17 protein-coding genes, 1 tRNA gene, 1 pseudogene and 2 riboswitches are annotated in these 19867 nt (G+C 70.0%); of the genes and pseudogenes, 14 read left to right on the top strand and 5 right to left on the bottom strand.

Annotated elements, in window-relative coordinates; genetic code table 11:
• Together ABZ260_RS23205 and ABZ260_RS23200 are read right to left on the bottom strand one after the other, a co-directional pair.
• Nucleotides 1-2203: FtsX-like permease family protein (locus ABZ260_RS23205; protein WP_355621175.1), on the bottom strand; the 2203-nt coding region annotated here is incomplete at its 3' end.
• Nucleotides 2200-2910 carry an ABC transporter ATP-binding protein gene (locus tag ABZ260_RS23200; protein WP_355621172.1) on the bottom strand — a complete coding sequence of 237 codons (711 nt, stop codon included), beginning with the start codon at nt 2908-2910 and terminating at the stop codon, nt 2200-2202. The genes ABZ260_RS23200 and ABZ260_RS23205, both read right to left, overlap by 4 nt.
• A 65-nt stretch (nt 2911-2975) precedes the next feature.
• On the opposite strand from ABZ260_RS23200, the gene ABZ260_RS23195 reads away from it, so the two are divergent.
• The 5 genes from ABZ260_RS23195 (at nt 2976) to ABZ260_RS23175 (ending at nt 8715) form a co-directional block, all read left to right on the top strand.
• Nucleotides 2976-3563, top strand: coding sequence for a PadR family transcriptional regulator (locus ABZ260_RS23195; RefSeq protein WP_355621169.1), 588 nt, complete (start codon nt 2976-2978; stop codon nt 3561-3563).
• A 70-nt stretch (nt 3564-3633) separates the two neighbouring features.
• Nucleotides 3634-3732: riboswitch (glycine riboswitch) on the top strand.
• 2 nt (nt 3733-3734) lie between these two features.
• Nucleotides 3735-3819, top strand: a riboswitch (glycine riboswitch).
• A 40-nt stretch (nt 3820-3859) separates the two neighbouring features.
• Nucleotides 3860-4951, top strand: coding sequence for a glycine cleavage system aminomethyltransferase GcvT (gcvT, locus tag ABZ260_RS23190; protein ID WP_350924845.1), 1092 nt, complete (start codon nt 3860-3862; stop codon nt 4949-4951).
• On the top strand, nt 4948-5337 hold the full coding sequence (gene gcvH / locus ABZ260_RS23185; RefSeq protein WP_355621166.1) for a glycine cleavage system protein GcvH: 390 nt from the start codon (nt 4948-4950) through the stop codon (nt 5335-5337). Before gcvT ends, gcvH begins: the two co-directional genes overlap by 4 nt.
• Before the next feature lie 70 nt (nt 5338-5407).
• Nucleotides 5408-6784 carry an L-serine ammonia-lyase gene (locus ABZ260_RS23180; protein ID WP_355621163.1) on the top strand — a complete coding sequence of 459 codons (1377 nt, stop codon included), beginning with the start codon at nt 5408-5410 and terminating at the stop codon, nt 6782-6784.
• Between the two features lie 137 nt (nt 6785-6921).
• Nucleotides 6922-8715 carry a hypothetical protein gene (locus tag ABZ260_RS23175; protein ID WP_355621160.1) on the top strand — a complete coding sequence of 598 codons (1794 nt, stop codon included), beginning with the start codon at nt 6922-6924 and terminating at the stop codon, nt 8713-8715.
• A gap of 224 nt (nt 8716-8939) precedes the next feature.
• Here ABZ260_RS23175 and ABZ260_RS23170 read toward each other — a convergent pair whose 3' ends face one another.
• The gene (locus tag ABZ260_RS23170) at nt 8940-9578 is read right to left on the bottom strand and encodes a DUF6286 domain-containing protein (RefSeq protein ID WP_355621157.1); all 639 of its coding nucleotides are present in this window, start codon (nt 9576-9578) and stop codon (nt 8940-8942) included.
• A 149-nt stretch (nt 9579-9727) separates the two neighbouring features.
• On the opposite strand from ABZ260_RS23170, the gene ABZ260_RS23165 reads away from it, so the two are divergent.
• Nucleotides 9728-10921, top strand: a complete 1194-nt coding sequence (locus ABZ260_RS23165; RefSeq protein ID WP_355621154.1) for an amino acid deaminase/aldolase — start codon at nt 9728-9730, stop codon at nt 10919-10921.
• Nucleotides 10922-11060: 139 nt separating this feature from the next.
• On the opposite strand, the gene ABZ260_RS23160 is transcribed toward ABZ260_RS23165, so the two are convergent.
• Entirely contained in the window at nt 11061-11537 is a 477-nt protein-coding gene (locus ABZ260_RS23160; protein WP_355559257.1) for a hypothetical protein, read from the bottom strand.
• A 90-nt stretch (nt 11538-11627) separates the two neighbouring features.
• On the bottom strand, nt 11628-11960 hold the full coding sequence (locus ABZ260_RS23155) for a DUF3618 domain-containing protein (protein WP_355621151.1): 333 nt from the start codon (nt 11958-11960) through the stop codon (nt 11628-11630).
• 111 nt (nt 11961-12071) lie between these two features.
• On the opposite strand from ABZ260_RS23155, the gene bcp reads away from it, so the two are divergent.
• The 8 genes and pseudogenes from bcp (at nt 12072) to ABZ260_RS23115 (ending at nt 19855) form a co-directional block, all read left to right on the top strand.
• Nucleotides 12072-12536 carry a thioredoxin-dependent thiol peroxidase gene (gene bcp / locus ABZ260_RS23150; RefSeq protein WP_350924828.1) on the top strand — a complete coding sequence of 155 codons (465 nt, stop codon included), beginning with the start codon at nt 12072-12074 and terminating at the stop codon, nt 12534-12536.
• A gap of 104 nt (nt 12537-12640) precedes the next feature.
• Nucleotides 12641-13048: pseudogene (locus ABZ260_RS23145) on the top strand (HNH endonuclease); the annotation flags it as partial.
• A gap of 28 nt (nt 13049-13076) precedes the next feature.
• A tRNA-Leu gene (locus ABZ260_RS23140) sits at nt 13077-13149 on the top strand.
• Nucleotides 13150-13814: 665 nt separating this feature from the next.
• Nucleotides 13815-15014, top strand: coding sequence for a sensor histidine kinase (locus ABZ260_RS23135; RefSeq protein WP_355621147.1), 1200 nt, complete (start codon nt 13815-13817; stop codon nt 15012-15014).
• Between the two features lie 106 nt (nt 15015-15120).
• Nucleotides 15121-15786 (top strand): response regulator transcription factor, encoded by a 666-nt coding sequence (locus ABZ260_RS23130; RefSeq protein WP_355621178.1) that lies wholly within the window; start codon nt 15121-15123, stop codon nt 15784-15786.
• 9 nt (nt 15787-15795) lie between these two features.
• The gene (locus ABZ260_RS23125; RefSeq protein WP_355621144.1) at nt 15796-16350 is read left to right on the top strand and encodes a DUF1707 domain-containing protein; all 555 of its coding nucleotides are present in this window, start codon (nt 15796-15798) and stop codon (nt 16348-16350) included.
• A 225-nt stretch (nt 16351-16575) separates the two neighbouring features.
• A complete protein-coding gene (locus tag ABZ260_RS23120) occupies nt 16576-17349 on the top strand; it encodes an ABC transporter ATP-binding protein (RefSeq protein WP_350924822.1) in 774 nt (257 codons plus the stop codon).
• A 1-nt stretch (nt 17350) separates the two neighbouring features.
• Nucleotides 17351-19855 carry an FtsX-like permease family protein gene (locus ABZ260_RS23115; protein ID WP_355621140.1) on the top strand — a complete coding sequence of 835 codons (2505 nt, stop codon included), beginning with the start codon at nt 17351-17353 and terminating at the stop codon, nt 19853-19855.
• Nucleotides 19856-19867: the final 12 nt, after the last annotated feature.

Below are 19867 nucleotides of genomic sequence, written 5' to 3'. Positions count from 1 at the left end.
CGCCCGCCCCCCCCCCCCCCGGGGGCGGCCCCCGCGCCGCCCCCCGGGCCGGCCCCCGCCCCCCCGACCCCGCCCCCAACCCCGCCGCCGGGACCGCCAGCCACGCCCGCTGCCCCGGCGGCGCGACCCCCGACCACAGGGCGACAGGCCAGGCCAGCGCGACGGACAGCAGGCCCGCCAGCAGGCCGATGGCGCCGACCTCACAGAGCACGGTCCCGAACAGTTTCGGCCGCGACCAGCCCAGGCAGGCCAGCACGCCGAGCTCGGACCTCCTGGCCCGCACGGTCGCCGCCGCACCGTTGAGCACGAACAACCCGCAGACGGCCAGGACCAGTACGAACAACACGAGCGACTTGCGGTCGGCGGCGTTCAGGATCCGGTAGGCGACGTTCTTGTTCACCCAGTCCTCCCGGAGGGTCAGCGCGGGGCGCCCGAAGGACCCGGCGGGCAGGTCCACCGTCATCGGCGACGGCGACGAGCCGACCGTGATGTCCACCTTCAGTCCGGTGGCCGCCACGATGTCCCTGGCCACCTGACTGATCCGCTCCCGGCTGACCGGGTCGGGCCCGGTGACACCGTCGACCCGCACCCGTATGACGCTCAGCGGCGCCCGCGCCGCGGGCCGCCCCTCGGTCCTCTCCGCGATCTCCGCCAGCCACTGCAGGCTGGTGAGGAGCAGGGGCGGCGTCTGGAGGTATCCGGCGACGTTGTCGTTGGGCAGCAGAGCCCGGCCGCCGAGGAGCGCGGCGGTCCGGCCGTCGCCCGGCGTGGCGACCGGTGGGTTGTAGGTCTCCATGGGGAGCCGGGTCAGCTCGCTGAAACCGGGCAACCTGGCCGGGTCGAACCGTCCGACGACGCGGGACTTGAGGTCCCCGGTGTAGCGTTTGGAGACCGCCCTGCGGTTCAGCGTGCGGAACTGGGTGTCGGATGCCCCGACCGTCGCGCCCGGGAAGTCCTTGGCCATGCCCGCCACCCCCGAGAACCACGGATCCTTCCAGACACCGGCCCCGTTCCGCACCGGGAGCGCGGCGAGCTCACGCGCTCCCCGCTGCCGGTACTCGACGGGCCCGGATGCCCAGTACCTCGTCAACGGCACGTAGTGCCCGTCCGACAGGTCCGACCACCGGTCGAGCATCGACTCGTAGACCTGTCCGGCGTCGAGGGTGAGACGCCTGACCTCCTCGCCCCGGTTCGCGGTGAGATAGGGCAGGAGCCTCTTGGCCGGCACGCCCTCGGCGACCTTCTCGGCCGCCTCGGCGGGCAGCCGCCGGATCACGACCTCGTCCTGCTGGTCCGCGTAGGGCACCGAGGCCGCGATCAGCGGGATCTCGTTGGGATCGTCCCTGGCCGCCTTCGCCGTGAGGTAACGTCCCTCGACCATCGCCCCCGCCAACCCGGCCAGCCGGGCCTCGGCATCCGGGTCGACGGCCGCGAGCACGAACGGGAACTCCTGGTAGAGCGGCACGCCCGCCTGGCCGGGCTTCAATCCGTTCCAGAAGTATCCGTCACCGTTGCCCAGACCGGTCCGCGTGGACCAGTAGCCGCGGTCGGGGAGCATCCGCTCGGAGGGGAAGGGGCTGGTCCTCGCCGGGTCCTGCGACCAGCCGAGCGAGGTCGCCAACCGGACCCGCCGGCCGCCGGGCAGTTCCTCCTCGGCCGCCTCGACGTACTCGCCCCCGTCCATGACCTCTGTGAAGTCGAGCGTGACGGGGCGGCGGGTGACGTACTCGTACCGGGGCTGCAGGAACGGGATCCGGGTGAGGCCCCGGTCGGTGACCCGGGTGCGCTCCACGCGCAGCATCGTGCGGTCGCCCTCGTGCAGCAGGTCCGTCACGTCGACCCGGACGCTTGCCTTGTGCACGACATGACCGATCATGCCGATCGGGGCGGCGACCTCGACGCCGTTGATCCGCTTGATCTGCTCGTACTGGTCGAAGGTGATCCCCCCGAAGATGCCCGACAGGTAGTTGGCGCGGACCAGCCCCTGCGACCGCTCGATGGCGGTGGCCGAGTTCTCCGGGCGGACCAGGATGTCGTACTGCGCCCGGAAGTTCTCCCCGACGGTGCCGATGATCTCCAGGCGCTGGGTCTCCGCGGTGCCGGTCAGCACGGTGAAGCCCGTCGCCGCGATCACGATGCCGAGCAGCAGCACCAGCGCCCGGCCGATCCGGTGCCGCAGCTGGGACAGCACTAGGCGGATCATCCGAGGCGCCCGATCCGGTCGAGCACGCCCTCGGTGGGCGTCACCCGATCATCGCCGACGATCCTGCCGTCCCGCATCCGGACCACCCGGTCACAGGCCGCCGCCACCTCGGGATTGTGCGTGGCGACCAGCATGGTCATGCCGTACTCCTCCCGGACCGACAGCAGCAGGTCGACGATCTCCTGGCCGGTGACGCTGTCGAGGTTGCCGGTGGGCTCGTCCGCCAGGAGCAGGGGCGGGTGGGCGATCAGCGCCCGGGCGATCGCCACCCGCTGCAACTGCCCGCCGGAGAGCTCGCCGGGCAGCGCCCGCTCCCGGTCGGCCAGCCCGACCGCGGCGAGCAGCTCCCTGGCGCGGGCCCGGCGGTCGAAGCCCACCCTGCGCGGCAGCACGGGGGCGAGCACGTTGTCCAGCAGGCTCAGCGCCGGGAGCAGGTGGAAGCGCTGGAAGACGAAGCCCACCGCGCGCCGGTGCCGGTCGAGACCCCGGCGCCCGAGATCGTCGACGCGCTTCCCTCCGACGTGGATCTCGCCCCCGTCGGGGAGATCCATCGCACCGACGAGATGGAGGAGCGTGGACTTGCCCGCTCCCGAGGGCCCGGTGAACGCGACCGCCTGACCGGCCTCGACCTCCAGGCCGACCTCGTCGAGTGCCCTGGTGGAGCCATGGACGCGGCTGACGCCTCGCAGGCTGACTTCAACGCTCATGGCCGATACATTGTCACAATGTACGAGGGTCCGTGAAGCTCCTATCTTGTGACAATGTAGGAATCATGCCACTTAGCCATGCCGTGCTCACCCTGCTGGCCGACGGGCCCAGCCACGGCTACGAACTCAAGGCCCGGTTCGAGGCGGCGGTCGGCCCCCAGTGGGGCGGCCTCAACATCGGGCACCTGTACCAGATCCTGGACCGGCTGGTCAGGGACGGCCACGTGACCCGCAGCCACGTGACCCAGAGCGACCGCCCGGACAAGACGCTGTACCGGCTGACCGAGAGCGGCGCCGGTGAGCTGCGGGATTGGGCGGGCGCTCCCTGGGTCCGCTCGTCGGGGTTCCGGGACGAACTGTTCCTCAAGCTGCTCGCGGCCACCCGGCTGGGCACGGACGCACTCGGCTCGTTCGTGTCCGCTCAGCGCCAGGCCTACCTCTCGGACCTGGCGGCGCTGACACGCCTGCGCCGCGAACAGGACGACCCTCTGGTGTCCCTGCTCATCGACGCGGCCATCGCGCACACCAGAGCCGACCTGCAGATCGTCGACGGCGCCGAGGAGCGCCTGGCGGCGATGGCCACCGCCGGCGCGGACGTGCACGCCGTAAGGCCCGAGGGCGATGGTCTCCGGGCACTGGGCGAGGGGGCCTGATCCCGGCCGGCAGGCGCGAGGGGATTTCGCTCGGCCGGTGCGGGCGGTTAGGCTGGCCTGCGACACCGATGAACCCCGCGCGGGAGAGTGTCCTGACATCCAGGCCAGGACCCCTGAAGGAGCAAGCCCTCCCCGCGAACCTCTCAAGGCAAAGGACCGTGCGGGTAGGTGCCTCTGGAAAGCAGGTCCCACGACCTCGCCGAAGGTGAAAGTCCGGCAAAACCCGGATGAAACTCTCAGGCACCAATGACAGAGGGGGAGGATGATCTCATCTGTCCCTTGTCTGAGGTGCGAACATGTCCCGACCTACGCCGCTGCGCGGCGTGCACGAGTCCCTCGGCGCGACGCTGACCGACTTCGCGGGCTGGCTGATGCCGCTCCGCTACGGCAGCGAGTCCGCCGAGCACAACGCGGTCCGCCAGGCGGCCGGCCTGTTCGACCTCTCCCACATGGGTGAGATCTTCGTGACCGGCCCGCAGGCCGCCGAGGCCCTCGACTACGCGCTGGTCGGCCACCTCTCCGCGCTGGCGCCCGGCCGCGCCCGCTACACGATGATCGTCGACGCCGGGGGCGGTGTGCTGGACGACCTGATCGTCTACCGGCTGGCCCCCGAAGAGTTCATGGTCGTCGCCAACGCCTCCAACTACCCCCGGGTGGCCGCCGAGCTGACCGAGCGCGCCAAGGACTTCGACGCCGCGGTGCGGGACCGCTCCGAGGAGTACGCGCTGGTCGCCGTCCAGGGGCCGCGCTCGGTGGAGATCCTGAGCACTCTCACCGACGCCGACCTGGACGGGCTCGGGTACTACGCGGGCCTGCCCGCCGTGGTGGCCGGACACGAGGTCCTCGTCGCCCGCACCGGATACACCGGCGAGGACGGCTTCGAGCTGTTCGTCGCGGCCTCGGCGGCGGAACCCCTCTGGACCGCCCTCACCGAGGCGGGCGCGCCGCACGGGCTGGTCCCCGCCGGCCTGTCCGCGCGCGACACCCTCCGCCTGGAGGCGGGCATGCCGCTCTACGGCAACGAACTCTCCGCGGACCTCACTCCGTTCGACGCCGGGCTCGGCCGTGTGGTGAGGTTTGACAAGCCGGGCGACTTCGTCGGCCGGGCCGCCCTCGAACCGCTCAGGGACGTCCCACCGGCCCGTCGTCTGGTCGGCCTGGTCGCGAGCGGCCGCAGGGTGCCCCGGCACGGGTATCCGGTGGTGGTCGCCGATGACGGCACGGTCGCCGGGGAGGTCACCAGCGGGGCGCCCTCCCAGACACTGGGCAGGCCCATCGCCATGGCCTACGTGGACAGCGGCCTGTCGTCGGGGCTGGCCGTCGACATCCGGGGCAGCCGCGAGCCGGTCGAGGTCGTCGAACTGCCTTTCTACAGGAGGAAAAAATGAGCAGCATTCCCGAGGACCTGCGCTACACCAAGGAACACGAGTGGATCGGCGGCGTCGACGACGGCCTGACCCTCACCGTGGGCATCACCGCCTACGCCGCCGAGGCGCTGGGCGACGTGGTCTACGTGCAGGTACCCGAGGTCGGCGCGTCGATCGCCACCGGTGACGCCGTCGGCGAGGTCGAGTCGACCAAGTCGGTGAGTGACATCTTCGCGCCGGTCACCGGCGAGGTCATGGAGGTCAACCAGGCGGTCGTGGACGACCCCTCGCTGGTCAACAGCGACTCCTACGGCGACGGCTGGCTGTTCCGGGTACGTCTTGAGGGCTCCGCCGACGACCTGCTGTCGCCGGAGGAGTACACCGCGCTCACCTCGGGTGAGTCATAAGTTCGACGCCTCGCGTCACGGTCACGCGCGTCCCCGGGCGCGCGTGACCGTCCACGCTGGAAGGATTCAGATGACGATCAGTGTCTTCGATCTCTTCAAGATCGGAATCGGCCCGTCCAGCTCGCACACCGGCGGCCCGATGGCCGCCGCCCACAGGTTCGCCCGGGGCCTGCACCGGGACGGGCTGCTGGAGAAGACCGCGCGGGTGAGCGCCATCCTGTACGGCTCGCTCGGGCTGACCGGCAAGGGCCACGGCAGCGACAAGGCGGTGCTGCTCGGCCTGTCGGGCGAGAAACCCGAGCTGGTCGACGTCGACACGGTCGACGAGCGACTGGCCGCCATGCGCGCCTCGGGCACCGTCCGCCTGTACGGCTCCCACGAGATCCCCTTCGTCATCGGCGAGGACCTCGTCTTCGAACGCAAGATCTCGCTCCCCCACCACCCCAACGGCATGCGCTTCACCGCCCTGTCGGAGTCCGGCGAGACGCTGCGCGAGAAGGTCTACTACTCGGTGGGCGGCGGCTTCGTCGTCGACGAGAACGCCACCGGCGCCGACCGGATCAAACCCGACGACACGGTCCTGCCGTACCCCTTCACCACGGCCGCGGAGCTGCTCGCCCAGTGCGCGGAGACCGGGCTGTCGATCTCCGGGCTGATGCTGGAGAACGAACGGGCGTTCGGCCGCACCGAGGCCGAGATCCGCGCCCAGTTGCTCGTCCTGTGGCAGGTCATGAGCGAGTGCGTGCGACGGGGCATCGGCAAGGAGGGCGTGCTGCCCGGCGGCCTGAAGGTCCGCCGCCGCGCCCACCAGCTCCACCGGCAGCTGCGGAGCGAGCCGGGAGAGAAGGACTCGCTGCAGACGATGGACTGGGTCTCGCTGTTCGCCCTCGCGGTCAACGAGGAGAACGCCGCCGGCGGCCGGATCGTCACCGCGCCCACCAACGGCGCCGCGGGCATCATCCCCGCCGTGCTCACCTACTACGACCGCTTCGTCCGCGAATCCGATGACGAGGGGGTGATCCGCTTCCTGCTGACCGCGGGGGCGATCGGCGTGCTGTTCAAGGAGAACGCCTCCATCTCCGGGGCCGAGGTGGGCTGCCAGGGTGAGGTCGGCTCCGCCTGCTCGATGGCCGCCGCCGGGCTCACCGAGGTGATGGGCGGCACCCCCGAGCAGGTCGAGAACGCCGCCGAGATCGGCATCGAGCACAACCTGGGGCTGACCTGCGACCCGATCGGCGGCCTGGTGCAGATCCCGTGCATCGAGCGCAACGCCGTCGCCTCGATCAAGGCCATCGCCGCGGCCAGGATCGCGCTGCGCGGCGACGGCCGCCACTTCGTCTCGCTGGACAAGGCCATCAAGACGATGCGCGACACCGGCCGCGACATGCTCGACAAGTACAAGGAGACCAGCCGCGGCGGGCTCGCGGTGAACGTCATCGAGTGCTGAACGCCTCCCCGGATACGCGCTTCAGATGAGGAACGCCGCATAGAACTCGATCACCACCAAATTTCGCATCACATATGGGCCCCTCCCATCCCGCGCCTATGCTGGGTGGCCATGTCCGCGGGACTCGGGAGGTCGTGGTGGTAACGGGAACGCACCCGGCGGACCGTGCCTCGCGGGTGCTCCGTTTCTTCGGGGCACACTGGCTCTTCATCACCGCCCTGCTGGCCGGCGGCTGCCTGCGCGCCCTGGCCGTGCTCGGCTACCGGCCCGCCCTGTGGTTCTGGGCCGACTCCTTCGTCTACCTGAACGCCGGGCTCGACCCTCGCCCCCTGGAGTCCCGTCCTGCGGGCTACTCGCTGTTCCTGTGGATCCTCAAGCCGCTGGCCAGCGTCCAGGCCGTGGTCGTCGTCCAGCACCTGCTCGGGCTGGCCGTGGCGCTCTGCGTCTACCTGCTGCTGCGCAGGCTGGGCCGCCTGCCGGGATGGGGCGCGACGCTCGCCGCGCTGCCGGTGCTGCTGGACGCCCACCAGGTCCAGCTCGAACACCTCGTCATGGCGGACCTGCTCTTCCAGTTCCTGGCGGTGCTGGCGGTCACCCTGCTGCTGTGGCGGCAACGCCCGGCCGCCTGGGTCGCGGCGCTGGCCGGCCTGCTGCTGGCCGCCGCGACGGTCACCCGGACCATCGGGCTGCCGCTGATCGCCGTGGCGCTGGTCTGCCTGGTGATCCGCCGGGCCGGGTGGCGGGCGGTCGTCTCCGCGACCCTGACCGCCGCCATCGGCCTGGGCTCGTACGCCGCCTGGTTCGAATCCGAGCACGGCAGCTACGCGCTGACCCGGGGCAGCACCTTCCTGTGGGCACGGACGATGACCTTCGCCGACTGCGCCAGGATCCAGCCGACCGGCCCCGAGACGGCCCTGTGCCCCGTCGAACCGGTGGGACAGCGCGCGGCGCCGCCGGTCTACATCTGGGACGGCGCCTCACCGCTGAACAAGGTCAAGGGCAGCTGGGCCGAGCGCGACGCGCTCGCCGGCGCCTTCGCCACCCAGGCCATCAAGGCCCAGCCGCTGGACTTCCTGCGGGCGGGCCTCGACGACGCGGTCCACATCTTCGACTGGACCCGGCGCGTCTACCCGACCCCCGGACCGCAGAGCGCCTACATATTCCCCGACACGCTGCGCCCCTTCCCCACCGGGGCCGCCTCGCAGGGGAAGACCGCCGAGCAACTGACCGTGGCCTACCAGGGCGCCTCGGGAGCGCCGACGATGGCCGAGCCGTACGCGGGCTGGTTGCGCGGCTACCAGGAGTACGGCTTCGTGCGCGGCCCGTTCCTCGCGGTGATCTGCCTGATCGGCCTGGTCGGCGTGCTGATGCGGCTGCGGCGGCTCGGCGGCGCGGTGCTGCTGCCCTGGGCCGCGGGGACCATGCTGCTGATCCTGCCGCCCTTCATCGCGGCCTTCGACCACCGCTACGTGGTGCCCGCGCTCCCGCTGCTCTGCCTGGCCGCCGGGCTGGCCTTCGGCGTCCGGCACCAGGAGAGTGCCTCCGAGGAACCGGCGGAGCAGGAACCGGACTTCGAACCGGACTCCGAACCGGACTACGGCAGGGCCGTCGAGCGGCCGGTGTACGCGAGCCCCGTCGCGGAGCCGGCGTACGACAGGTCAGCGGCGGCGGACGTGCAGACGAACCATCGCGCCGAGTTCTACCTCCCCGAGAGCCCGTCTGACCTTCCCCACCGCGTCCTTGTTCAGCCGCGCCACGAGCCTGCCGACATCGGTCCCCGGCGCGCAGCCCACACTGATTCGCAACCGCTCGTGCCTTACGTACCTGACCCGAATCCGGACGAGCCCTTCGACTTCTTTAAGGGCAACAGCGAGCATGGCGGTCCCCGTTCCGGTCCGCCCGCCCCACCGTCCCCAGCCCAGGGCGTGTAGCAGCCACCGCACCGCCAGCAGCGCGAGCACCACCAGCAGCAGCGCGACCAGCCAGCCCAGCCACGGATGCGCGGCCAGCCACCCGGGGAACCCCCCGCGCACGAGCCTGGCCCCGGGCGGCTGACCGGGCAGGTCGCCACGTCCCCGCAGGAAGGCGTAGAGACCGGTGCAGACCAGCACCGCGCCGGTGACGGCCAGGCCGATCCGGTTGCCGAGATACGGTCTCATCTGACCCTCCGCCTGCGCAGCCGCACCACGACGTCGCCCGCGCACATCGCGCCCAGGCCCGCCATCCGGTCGCCCACCGCCGCGCCCACCCCGCGCAGCACCGGCCCGGTCCGCTCGGCCTCGGTGAACACGGTGACCTCGACGATCCGCGACGCGAGCCGGACCCGTGCCCCGCTCACCTCCTCCACCGACGCCGCCGCCTCCCCCAGCGTGCGGCAGAGCCCGGACCTGGTGATCCCGATCACCATGTGCGGATCTCCCGACTCCAGCGGCACCAGCCTGGGTCGTCCCGGCAGGGCCGCGAGCCCGAGCATCAGCAGGCCCGCCGCCATGGCGAGCACCGCCATGGCGAACACGACGGGGTCCGACCAGCTCCACGAGCCGGCCCCGTTGACGAGCCGCCGGTAGGGCATTCGCGCGACGGGCGACTCCATCAGCAGGCCCACGGTCACCGAGGCCGAGACCGACAGCACGACGGACGCCACCAGCGCCGCCGGCACGCCCGCCGGGGTCCTCCCCGGCCGAAGCAGCCGCACCGACCTGCGGCGGACCTCCTGAAACTGCTCGGCCGCCCTGCCTCCCGCGCTCCCGGTGCTCCCCGAGCCCGCCAGGACGTCCTGGAGAGTAGTCGTCATTCGGTCAGGTGTACGCGTTCCGGCGGGGTCGAGGCCGGGATCAACCGCCCTCTTGCGCGATCTTGGGACCCTCCTGGCGGGAGCATTGAGCACCCCTCCAGCAACATGAACACTACTCATATTCTTTCGAGCCGGGTTATCCTGCGAACATGGACGACCTCCAGCGCTACAACCGGGCCACCGCACACCTGGATCCCCCCTTCGCCGTCCTCGACCTGCCCGCCCTGCGCGCCAACGCCGAGGGAATGCTCCACCGGGCTCACGGCAAGCCGATCAGGGTCGCGAGCAAGTCCATCAGGTCCCGGGCCGTGCTCGAACGAATCCTCGCCATGGACGGCTTCACCGGGATCATGGCCTTCACCCTCCCCGAGGCCCTCTGGCTGGTCTCCACCGGGATGCGGAACGTGCTCGTCGCCTACCCCACGGTGGACCGCGCCGCGCTCACCGAGCTGGCCGCCGAACCACTCGCCGCACGGGAAATCACCATCATGGTGGACCGGATCGACCACCTCGACCTCGTCGACTCCGCCGTCGCCGGCGTCCACGACCGCCAGGAGATCCGGCTCTGCCTCGACATCGACGCGGGCTACCTCGCCTTCGGCGGCCGGTTCCGGGCGGGCGTCCGCCGCTCCCCCATCCGCGAGAGCGACCAGGCCGCCGACCTGGCCACCCAGATCGCCAAACGCCCCGGATTCCGCCTCGTGGGCGTGATGGCGTACGAGGCGCAGATCGCCGGGGTCGGCGACGACCCCCCCGGCAAGCCCGCCCTCACCCGGGCCATCCGCCTGATGCAGACCCGCTCCCAGCGCGAGCTGATCACCCGCAGGGGCCGGATCGTCCAGGCCGTCCGCCAGATCACCGACCTGGAGTTCGTCAACGGCGGCGGCACCGGCAGCATCGAGAAGACCGCCAGGGAAAGAGCCATCACCGAGATCGCCGCCGGATCCGGCTTCTTCCACCCCCGCCTGTTCGACTTCTACCGGGGCTTCGGCGGCCACCCCGCCGCCCTCTTCGCCCTGCCCGTCGTACGCCGCCCCGCACCCGGCGTCGTCACGGTCCTCGGCGGTGGCTACCCGGCCTCCGGCGCCCCCGGCGCCGACCGCCTGCCCCAGCCCTACCTGCCGTGCGGGCTGCGATACGACCCCAACGAGGGAGCCGGCGAGGTCCAGACCCCCCTGGTCGGACAGGCCGCCGAGGACCTGCGCACCGGCGACCGGGTCTGGTTCAGGCACGCCAAGGCCGGCGAGCTCTGCGAGCGCTTCGCCGGCCTGCACCTGATCGACGGGGACAGGGTCGTGGACGAGGTCCCCACCTACCGGGGCGAGGGCCGCACCTTCCTCTGACCCGCCACCCGTACACGCGGAGCGGACACCTCGCCCACCGGCGGGTGCCCGCTCGTGTCTCATCCCCCACCCTCCGGCCCCGGAAGCCCGCGCTGCCCCGCGCCCGGAGAGGCCCCCGTACGGGGCTCAGCGGAAACCTCTAGAAGCCCAGATCGAGCTCGTACCACCTGCTGCACTTGTAGGTGGACCAACCCCGGTAGCTGATCTGGCAGGTCTTCACCCGCACCTCGCTGACATCGTGCGCCGTGACGCGGAAGTACTTGGTGTCGTCATAGCCGCACTGCTTCACTCGCTTGATGACATTCCAGTCCTCGTCATCGGACGAGGCGGCCTGCACCTCGAAGTAGGCACACCGCCCGCCCCGGGCCAGCGAACGCCGGTCACCGTCGTACAGCCCGCCCCGCAGCACGAACGTGTTCTCGTCCTCGTCGTCGCCCTCGACCGAGTATTCGGCCTCGACCGTGGCCAGCCCGTTCCTGGACTCCTGGTCGAAGCTGTCGTCGAAGTCACGCGCGGCCGACGCCGGCGCCGACGCCGCGAAGGCGGCCGGAGCCACCGTCAGCATGAGACCGGTGGTCGCCGCCACCGCGACCGCAGCGCGAATGATGCTTTTCACGGATTTACCCTCCCTTTTCCTTGCTCGCAATATTCCGCGAGCAAGGAAAAGGGCACATGAGTAAACCCCTACTCAATTCGGGGCCGCCGATCACCGGCGACGGCGCCGCCACAACATGATCACCGCACTGACCGCCAGCACCGCACCCACACCGATCAGGATCGGCGCCAGCTCAGGCCGATCGTCCGCCCACAGGTCCTCAGGCTCGCCCTCGGCCCTGACCGGCCTCGGCCCCGCCACACCGCCCACCAGATCACCCACCTGGGCGACAAAATGCTCGGCATTCGCCCTGACCTTCGCCACGCCACGCTCCGCGACCCGCTTGGGGTTCACCCGGTCCGCGATGGCGTCCACCGTCTGGGCCAACTCCGCGCGCGTGCGCTCGATCTGCCGCTCCAACTCCGCGGGATCGGTGTCCGCCATGGCTCTCCTCCCCTACTCCTTGACATCGATCAGTCTGTCAGGTCCGGCCTACCCACGGCACTTCGGACAGGCCGGTAAGTTGACCTGGGAACCATTCCTCGGAGGGACATCATGAAACTCGAGCCGGGCGACGCCGCCCCGGACTTCACGCTTCCGGCCGCCGACGGCACCACCGTGTCGCTTGAGCAGTACCGCGGCAGGCGCGTCATCCTCTACTTCTACCCCGCCGCGATGACCCCGGGCTGCACCAAACAGGCCTGCGACTTCCGCGACAGCCTGGCCTCGCTCGGCTCGGCCGGCCTCGCCGTGCTCGGCGTCTCGAAGGACACCCCCGCCAAGCTCGCCAAGTTCGTCGAGCGCGACGCCCTGACCTTTCCGCTCCTGTCCGACCCCGCGCTGGAGGTCCACAAGGCCTACGACGCCTACGGGGAGAAGATGATGTACGGCAAGACGACGGTCGGGGTCATCCGCTCCACCTTTGTCATCGACGCCGACGGCAAGATCGAGAAAGCTCTCTACAACGTGAAGGCGACCGGCCACGTGGCCCGGCTCCGCCGCGAACTCGGCGTCGATTAAATCCCTTTTTTAGCCATTTATCATGACGTGGGCACGCGTCGAGAATTGTCACACCCGTTACCTAGACTTGACGCGTGCCCGTCAAATACAAATACACCCCCGAAATGCTGGCGGAGGCCGCGGCCGACTCCCTCAGCATCGCCGACGTCCTCCGCCGCCTCGGCATCACCATCGCGGGCGGCAATTACACCCACATCAGCCGCCAGCTGAAGCGCTTCGGAATCGACACGTCACACTTTCGCAGGGTCTCCCCCAACAGAGGGAAGCCCTCACCACGACGCAGTCGCCCGGAACAGGTTCTCGCCATACGGTCGGAGGGCAGCCCGCGCTCGAACCCCGGGCAGCTCAGGCGCAGCTTGATCGAGATCGGGATGCCATACCGCTGCGCGGGCTGTAGGATCGAGGGCGCCTGGCAAGGTCAGGCATTGATACTGCACGTTGACCACATCAATGGCAACTGGCTGGACAACAGAAAAGAAAACCTGCGCTTTCTCTGCCCCAATTGCCATTCACAGACAGAGAATTTCGCAGGCAAGAATAGGGGTCGTAGCCCAACGGCAGAGGCAACGGTTTTAGGTACCGTCCAGAGCGGGTTCAAATCCCGTCGACCCCACAAAACAATTCAAAGCCAACCGGTCGACATGAAGTCGATAGACACCAGCATAACAATATCGGCCCAGGATTCATTCTTCATAGAATATTGCCGGACCGAAAGACGCTTCGCGTCGAGATCTGCGGTCATACGCAGATCCATTCAATTACTGCGCGAATCCGTCCTCGCGGAAGACCGTGCCGCCGCGTCCGGTGTGGCGGGTGAGGCCGGGGATGCAAGTTCGGGTGGCTTCGGTGAGTCACCCGCGTGAGCTCCGGTCGACCGCTCGTGGAACCGGCGTCGCCCGGAACGGCGCGATGTCCACCGCTGGACGGGAAAACCCTGTGGACCCGCGCGGGTAAGCGGGTGATTCGGGTGAGATCACCGAAGCATCCGAGCGGGCGCGGAGCGGTATCCGGTGTGGCGGTTCTATCCGGTGTGGCGGGGGAACGGGGAAAAACGTCAGGTCGCGCGGCGTGATCTAAATGCCGCGCGACCCAGCGTCGTTGTGACTGATCATCACAAACTGTCTCCCTTTACTCACCCCGGAGGGTGCTCCCATAAACCATGGTGCCGCAGGGGCCGTAAAGGCTCTGTAAGTCGTGCCGGATGTGCGACCTGGGTCGTACATCGGGCTCCCCCTTCAGGGGGAAGGGCGGTGATCTGCGTATACGTATCGTGGTGGTGTGTTCGGCAGATTACGCGCCTGGAGCAGGCGCCATCCCGGGATTACGGACGCGCTGTGGCTGAGCCCGTTCCTGCTGGTCTCGGTGCTCAATATCTGGGCCGTCGGGACGGGTGACCTGGTGGCGTTGGGGGCGACGAGGCTTGGGGCGTGGGGGTTCGCGGGGCTGGGGTTGTTGCTGTTCGTGCCGCTGCTCTGGTTGCGGCAGCGTCCCGTCACGGTCTTCGTGATCATCTCGCTGACCTGTTTCCTGCAGTGGCTTCTCGGTGTGCAGCCCTTGTTCTTCAATGTCTCGGTGCTCGTCGCCATGTACGGTGTGGCATCGCGGCGCCCGCTGCGCTGGGCGGTCGGCGCGGGTCTGGTGGTGGAGCTGGGGCTGGCTCTGGCGTTCGCGCGGTTGGCGCCGGAACTCGAGGTGAGTCCCTTCGCCACGGCCTCGGCGTTCGCGGTGGCGATCTGGATCGCGGGGATCTACGCGAACACCCGTCGCCGCTATCTGGAGGGGTTGGAGGAGCGGGCCGAGCGGGCGGAGCGGGAGCGTGATCAGCAGGCCCGGTTGGCGGCGGCGGCGGAGCGGGCTCGGATCGCCCGTGAGCTGCACGATGTGGTCGCGCACAATGTGAGCGTGATGATCGTTCAGGCGGACGGGGCGGGTTATGCGATCGAGCATGATCCGGAGCAGGCGCGTCAGGCGATGCGGGCGGTCTCGGCGACGGGGCGCGGGGCGCTGGCGGAGATGCGGCGGATGGTGGGTGTGTTGCGGGCCGATGGTGTGCAGGAGGAGTACGCTCCGCAGCCGAGCCTGTCGCAGTTGGACGATCTGGTGGCGCGGGTGCGTGCGTCCGGGCTGCCGGTGGAGTTTCGGGTGCTCGGGGTGCCGCGGAAGCTTCCTGAGGGGGAGCAGTTGACCGTCTATCGGATCGTGCAGGAGGCGCTCACCAATACTCTCAAGCACGGCGGTCCGGAGAGCAGGGCCGTGGTGGAGATGGAGTACGGCGTGCGGGAGTTGCTGTTGCGGGTGACCGACGACGGTCGTGGTGCCGCGGCGGCGCAGCATGAGGGCGGGCACGGCCTGGTCGGCATGCGGGAGCGGGTCGCACTGTTCGGTGGGAGTGTGGAGGCGAGGCCCGGTCCCGGTGGCGGTTTCCGGGTGGTGGCGCGGCTGCCGATCGGTGAGGCCGGGACGGGTCGGGCGGCTTGAGAGTGGGTGTCCGGGGCGGGTGTGGTGGCGATCGGGTGCGTTCGGTGGAGAACGGTCGGGCGTGTCCCGTGGAGAGCAGGACGGGTGTGGGGCGGTGAGTGACCGGGTGATTCGGGTGATGCTGGTCGACGATCAGGAGTTGCTGCGTACCGGGTTCCGGATGGTGCTCGGTGCCCATCCCGGTATCGAGGTCGTCGCGGAGGCGGGCAATGGGGCCGCCGCGGTGGAGGCGGTGCGGGCGGTCGAGGTCGACGTGGTGCTGATGGATGTGCGGATGCCGGTCATGGACGGGGTGGAGGCGACGCGGTTGATCTGTTCGGTGGCCGGGGGGCCTCGGGTGCTGATCCTGACCACGTTCGATCTGGACGAGTACGCGTTCGCGGCGTTGAAAGCGGGTGCGTCGGGGTTCCTGTTGAAGGATGTGCCGCCCGCCGATCTGGTGAGTGCGATCCATTCGGTGCACAGCGGGGACGCGGTGGTGGCGCCGAGCACGACGCGGCGGTTGCTGGAGCGGTTCACGGTGCATCTTCCCTCGGCGGGGGTGGCCGAGCCGGCCGCGCTGCCGGGGTTGACGGCGCGGGAGCGTGAGGTGCTGGTGCTGGTGGCGAGGGGGTTGTCGAACATGGAGATCGCCGGTCGGCTGGAGTTGGCGGAGGCGACCGTCAAGACGCATCTGGGCCGGGTGCTGGCCAAGCTGGGCCTGCGGGATCGGGCACAGGTCGTTGTGTATGCCTATGAATCCGGGCTCGTAACTCCACATTCGGCCGATTAGCATCGTCGTATGACGGATCTCCAGGGTCGGCTCCGCGCGTCACACGCCGACCGTGACGCGGTCATCGAGCAGTTACGCGTGGCCGCGGGAGACGGGCGGCTCACGCTGGAGGAGCTGGAGGAGCGGATCGAGCAGGCGCAGTCCGCCAGGACGTACGACGACCTGAGTGCGCTGACCTCGGATCTGCCGGGAAACTCGTCGCCTGCCGTACCGGGTGGCAGCGGGGTTCTGGAGCTTCGGACGAAGCACGGATTGGCGCAGCGGACGGGTCACTGGGTGGTGCCCGCGCACATCGTGGCGAGTTGCGCTTCGGGCAGGGTGAAGATCGACTTCACCGGGGCGGTGTGCTCGCACCGTGAGGTGCTGCTGGAGGCGACCTGCGGGATGGGGGAGATCCGGGTGATCGTGCCGCGCGGGTGGACCGTGTGGGTCGACACGCTGACGACGAACATGGGCACGATCAGCAACAAGGCCACCGATCCGAGCCTTCCGGACGCGCCGACGCTGCGCGTCACCGGTACGGTCGGCCTGGGCAGATTCAAGATCAGATACCCGCGGAAGTGACCTCCGGCGTGGGCGGGCCCCGATGGCAGTGAGGCTCGGGCACGCGTGAGGCCCCGGTCATCTCGGCCGAATGGCCGAGGTCGTACTACGACGGAGGTGGCGCATGTCCCCCTCTGGACGCCCTCCGCCGCACCGCAGGTCAGGCCTAAAGCCTGATGGATCCCACTTTCCCCATCAATAGCGTTTGGTGCGTCATAACGCCATACGTTGTTGAGGAGAACTGCCGTGACCATCACCGGAGAGGTCGGCGCGTGGGGCGCGCGTGGAAAAGGCGCGGAGCCGGCCGTGACGGCCAGGGGTCTCACGAAGGTGTACGGCCGGGGGGACACCGCCGTGCACGCGTTGCGCGGCGTGGACGTCTCGTTCTCGTCCGGCGCCTTCACCGCGATCATGGGGCCCTCGGGGTCGGGCAAGTCCACGCTGATGCACTGTCTGGCCGGGCTGGACACGGTGAGCGGCGGGCAGGTGCGCATCGGGGACGTGGAGCTCACCGGTCTCAACGACAGGCAGCTCACCCTGCTCCGCCGCGAGCGGATCGGCTTCGTCTTCCAGGCGTTCAACCTGCTGCCGACGCTGACCGCCGAGCAGAACATCCGGCTCCCGCTGGAGATCGCCGGGCGGCTGGCCGACCCGGAGCTGTTCGACCTGGTCGTGGCGACCGTGGGGCTGCGCGACCGGCTGGGGCACAAGCCCGCCGAGCTGTCCGGCGGCCAGCAGCAGCGGGTCGCGGTCGCCCGCGCCCTGATCAGCGGGCCGCAGGTCATCTTCGCCGACGAGCCCACCGGCAACCTGGACTCGCGGAGCGGTGCCGAGGTGCTGTCGTTCCTGCGTACGTCGGTGCGTGAGCTCGACCAGACGATCGTGATGGTCACCCATGACCCGGTGGCGGCCTCCTACGCCGACCGGGTGGTCTTCCTCCGTGACGGCCTGCTGGTCAGTGAGCTGGTGGGGCCGACGCCGCAGTCGGTGCTGGACACGCTGATGAAGCTGGAGGCGTGAGGTGCTGAGGACGACGCTGGCCGGGTTGCGCGCGCACCGGCTACGCCTGATGCTGACGTCGCTGGCGATCGCGCTGGGGGTGGGCTTCATCGCGGGGACGTTCGTACTGACCGACACCATCGAGGCGGGTTTCACCCAGAAGTTCGCGGCGGCGGCCGACCGGATCGACGTCGCAGTACTCCCGCTGCCGGACAAGGGCGGTGAGGCGCCGGTCGTCTCCGACGCGACCCTGGAGAGGATCCGCGCCACGGAAGGTGTCGCCGACGCCCAGGGGCTGGTGCGGGGCACGTCCGCCCTGATCGGCAAGGACGGCAAGGCGGCCGGTGACTATCCCACGGTGGGGATCTCCCTGCCCGAGGGCGCGCTGAACCGTACCTCGATCGTCAGCGGCGCGGCGCCGAGGACCGCGAAGGAGGCGGTGCTCGACGAGGGAACGGCCAGGACTCGTGGTTTCAAGGTCGGCGACACCATCGCGGTGCTCGACTCGGAGAACGTCAGGCACGAGTTCACCCTGGTGGGCCTGTTCGACATCGGCCTGGACCAGGAGATCGGGTACAGCGGCGCGGTCGGCTACACCACCGGCACGGCCAGGGAGATGACCGGGCAGCAGGGGTTCCGGGAGGTCGACGTCGCCGCCGCCGAGGGTGTCTCCCAGGAGACGCTGCGCGCTTCGGTCGCGGCGGTCGTGGGAGCGGGTCACCAGGTCAAGACCGGTGAGCGGTACGCGGCGGACCTGGCCAAGGCCAACGGTGCCAGCAGCGAGTTCCTCACCCTGGGTCTGCTGCTGTTCGGCGTGGTGGCGATGTTCGTGGCCGCGCTGGTCATCTACAACACCTTCAACATCCTGGTGGCCCAGCGGACCCGTGAGATGGCGCTGCTGCGCTGTATCGGGGCGACGCGCGGGCAGGTCTTCGGCTCGATCGTGCTGGAGTCGGCGGTGGTCGGCCTGCTGTCGTCGGTGCTGGGCCTGCTGCTCGGCTACGGGATGGGGGCGGGAGCGCTGGCCGTGCTCACCGCGGTCGGCGCGCCGCTGCCGTCGGTCGCGGCCTCCCTGACGCCTCGTACGATCGTCCTGGGCCTGGTCATCGGCCTGACCGTCACGGTCGGCGCGGCTCTGTTGCCCGCCAGGTCGGCGACGCGGGTGGCGCCGATCGCGGCGCTGCGCTCGCAGGCCGAGGAGCAGACCTTCAGGGCCGGCCTGGTACGGATGATCTTCGCGGCGCTTTTCCTGGTCTCGGGCGCGGGGATCACCGCGGCGGGCATGGCCATGAAGCCCGGCGAGACCGCGCTCGTCGTGGTCATGGCCGGTTGCTCGCTCGTCTTCCTGGCGGTGCTGACCCTCGGCCCGGTGATCGTGAAGCCGCTGTCCGCCTTCGCGGGCTGGGTTCCGGCCAGGCTCTTCGGGGTGCCGGGCAGGCTGGCCGTGGACAACTCCCGGCGTAACCCGAAGCGGTCGGCGACCACCACGGTGGCGCTCACCGTGGGCGTGACGCTGATGACCGTCATCTCCGTCCTCACCGGCACCATCCGGGTGACCTACGCCCATCAGCTCGACGAGCAGTTCCCGATCGACTACCTGGTGCAGAGCCAGGATCGCAGCTCGGAGCTGCCCCGGGCGATCGCCGAGGACCTGCGGACCAGGCCCGAGCTGACCGCGGTCGTCGCGTTCCGGTCAAGCACCGCCAGGCTCGCGACCGGGGACGAGAAATACGAGGTGGGCACGTTCACCCCGGCTCCGGGTTTCGTCCCGAAGCTGGACGCGGGCTCGGTCGGCCGGCTCGTGCCGGGTACGGCGCTGGTCGCGGACCACGTCGCCGAGCGGCTCAAGGTCGGGGTCGGTGACCGGGTCACCGTGCGGACGGCGAAGGCGGGTGCGGTCGAGCTGTCGATCGTGGGCGTCTCCAACCGGGAGTCGGGCCTTTCCGGTGTGACGGTGCCGGAGCGGGAGTTCGACCGCTACTTCGGCGAGGTGGGCGACAGCCGGGTGATCGTCAACCACTCCGACGGCGTGGATGCCGACCGGGCGCTGCTGGCCGTCGAGGCGGCGACGCGGCCGTACCCGACGGCGAAGGTCGCCAGCTCGACGGAGGTACGGGGCGAGTTCGACGAGGCGCTCGACATGATGCTGATGATCATCACGGGGCTGCTCGGCCTGGCGGTGCTCATCTCCCTGCTGGGCATCGCCAACACGCTCTCGTTGTCGGTCCACGAGCGCACCCGCGAGTCGGCGCTGCTGCGGGCGCTCGGCCTGACCAGGCCCCAGCTGCGGCGGATGCTCTCGGTCGAGGCGCTGGTCCTAGGGCTCATCGGCGCGCTGGTCGGCGTGGTGCTGGGCATCGGGTTCGGCTGGGCCGCCGCGCGGACGATGACCGAGAACGTCATCTTCCAGCTGCCGGTGCCGCAGATCCTGTCGTTCGTGGCGCTGTCCGGCCTGGCCGGGGTGCTCGCCGCGGTCCTAACCGAGGATGACGATGTCCGCTCTGGAGAGCAGATCGGCACCGCGTAGCGTGAGCAACCC

This window comes from Streptosporangium sp. NPDC006013, assembly GCF_040614275.1.
Classification (GTDB): Bacteria; Actinomycetota; Actinomycetes; order Streptosporangiales; family Streptosporangiaceae; genus Streptosporangium.
The sequence above is the reverse complement of the archived record's forward strand: the minus strand, read 5'-3'. Positions and strand labels throughout refer to the sequence as shown.

What these genes read in the sequence shown, in the direction of transcription:
- ABZ260_RS23195 (WP_355621169.1), top strand. Translation starts at nt 2,976, where the DNA reads ATGCCACTTAGCCATGCCGTGCTCACCCTGCTGGCCGACGGGCCCAGC.
- gcvH (WP_355621166.1), top strand. Translation starts at nt 4,948, where the DNA reads ATGAGCAGCATTCCCGAGGACCTGCGCTACACCAAGGAACACGAGTGG.
- ABZ260_RS23155 (WP_355621151.1), bottom strand. Translation starts at nt 11,960, where the DNA reads ATGGCGGACACCGATCCCGCGGAGTTGGAGCGGCAGATCGAGCGCACG.
- ABZ260_RS23165 (WP_355621154.1), top strand. Translation starts at nt 9,728, where the DNA reads ATGGACGACCTCCAGCGCTACAACCGGGCCACCGCACACCTGGATCCC.
- ABZ260_RS23125 (WP_355621144.1), top strand. Translation starts at nt 15,796, where the DNA reads ATGACGGATCTCCAGGGTCGGCTCCGCGCGTCACACGCCGACCGTGAC.
- ABZ260_RS23170 (WP_355621157.1), bottom strand. Translation starts at nt 9,578, where the DNA reads ATGACGACTACTCTCCAGGACGTCCTGGCGGGCTCGGGGAGCACCGGG.
- ABZ260_RS23200 (WP_355621172.1), bottom strand. Translation starts at nt 2,910, where the DNA reads ATGAGCGTTGAAGTCAGCCTGCGAGGCGTCAGCCGCGTCCATGGCTCC.
- bcp (WP_350924828.1), top strand. Translation starts at nt 12,072, where the DNA reads ATGAAACTCGAGCCGGGCGACGCCGCCCCGGACTTCACGCTTCCGGCC.
- ABZ260_RS23180 (WP_355621163.1), top strand. Translation starts at nt 5,408, where the DNA reads ATGACGATCAGTGTCTTCGATCTCTTCAAGATCGGAATCGGCCCGTCC.
- gcvT (WP_350924845.1), top strand. Translation starts at nt 3,860, where the DNA reads ATGTCCCGACCTACGCCGCTGCGCGGCGTGCACGAGTCCCTCGGCGCG.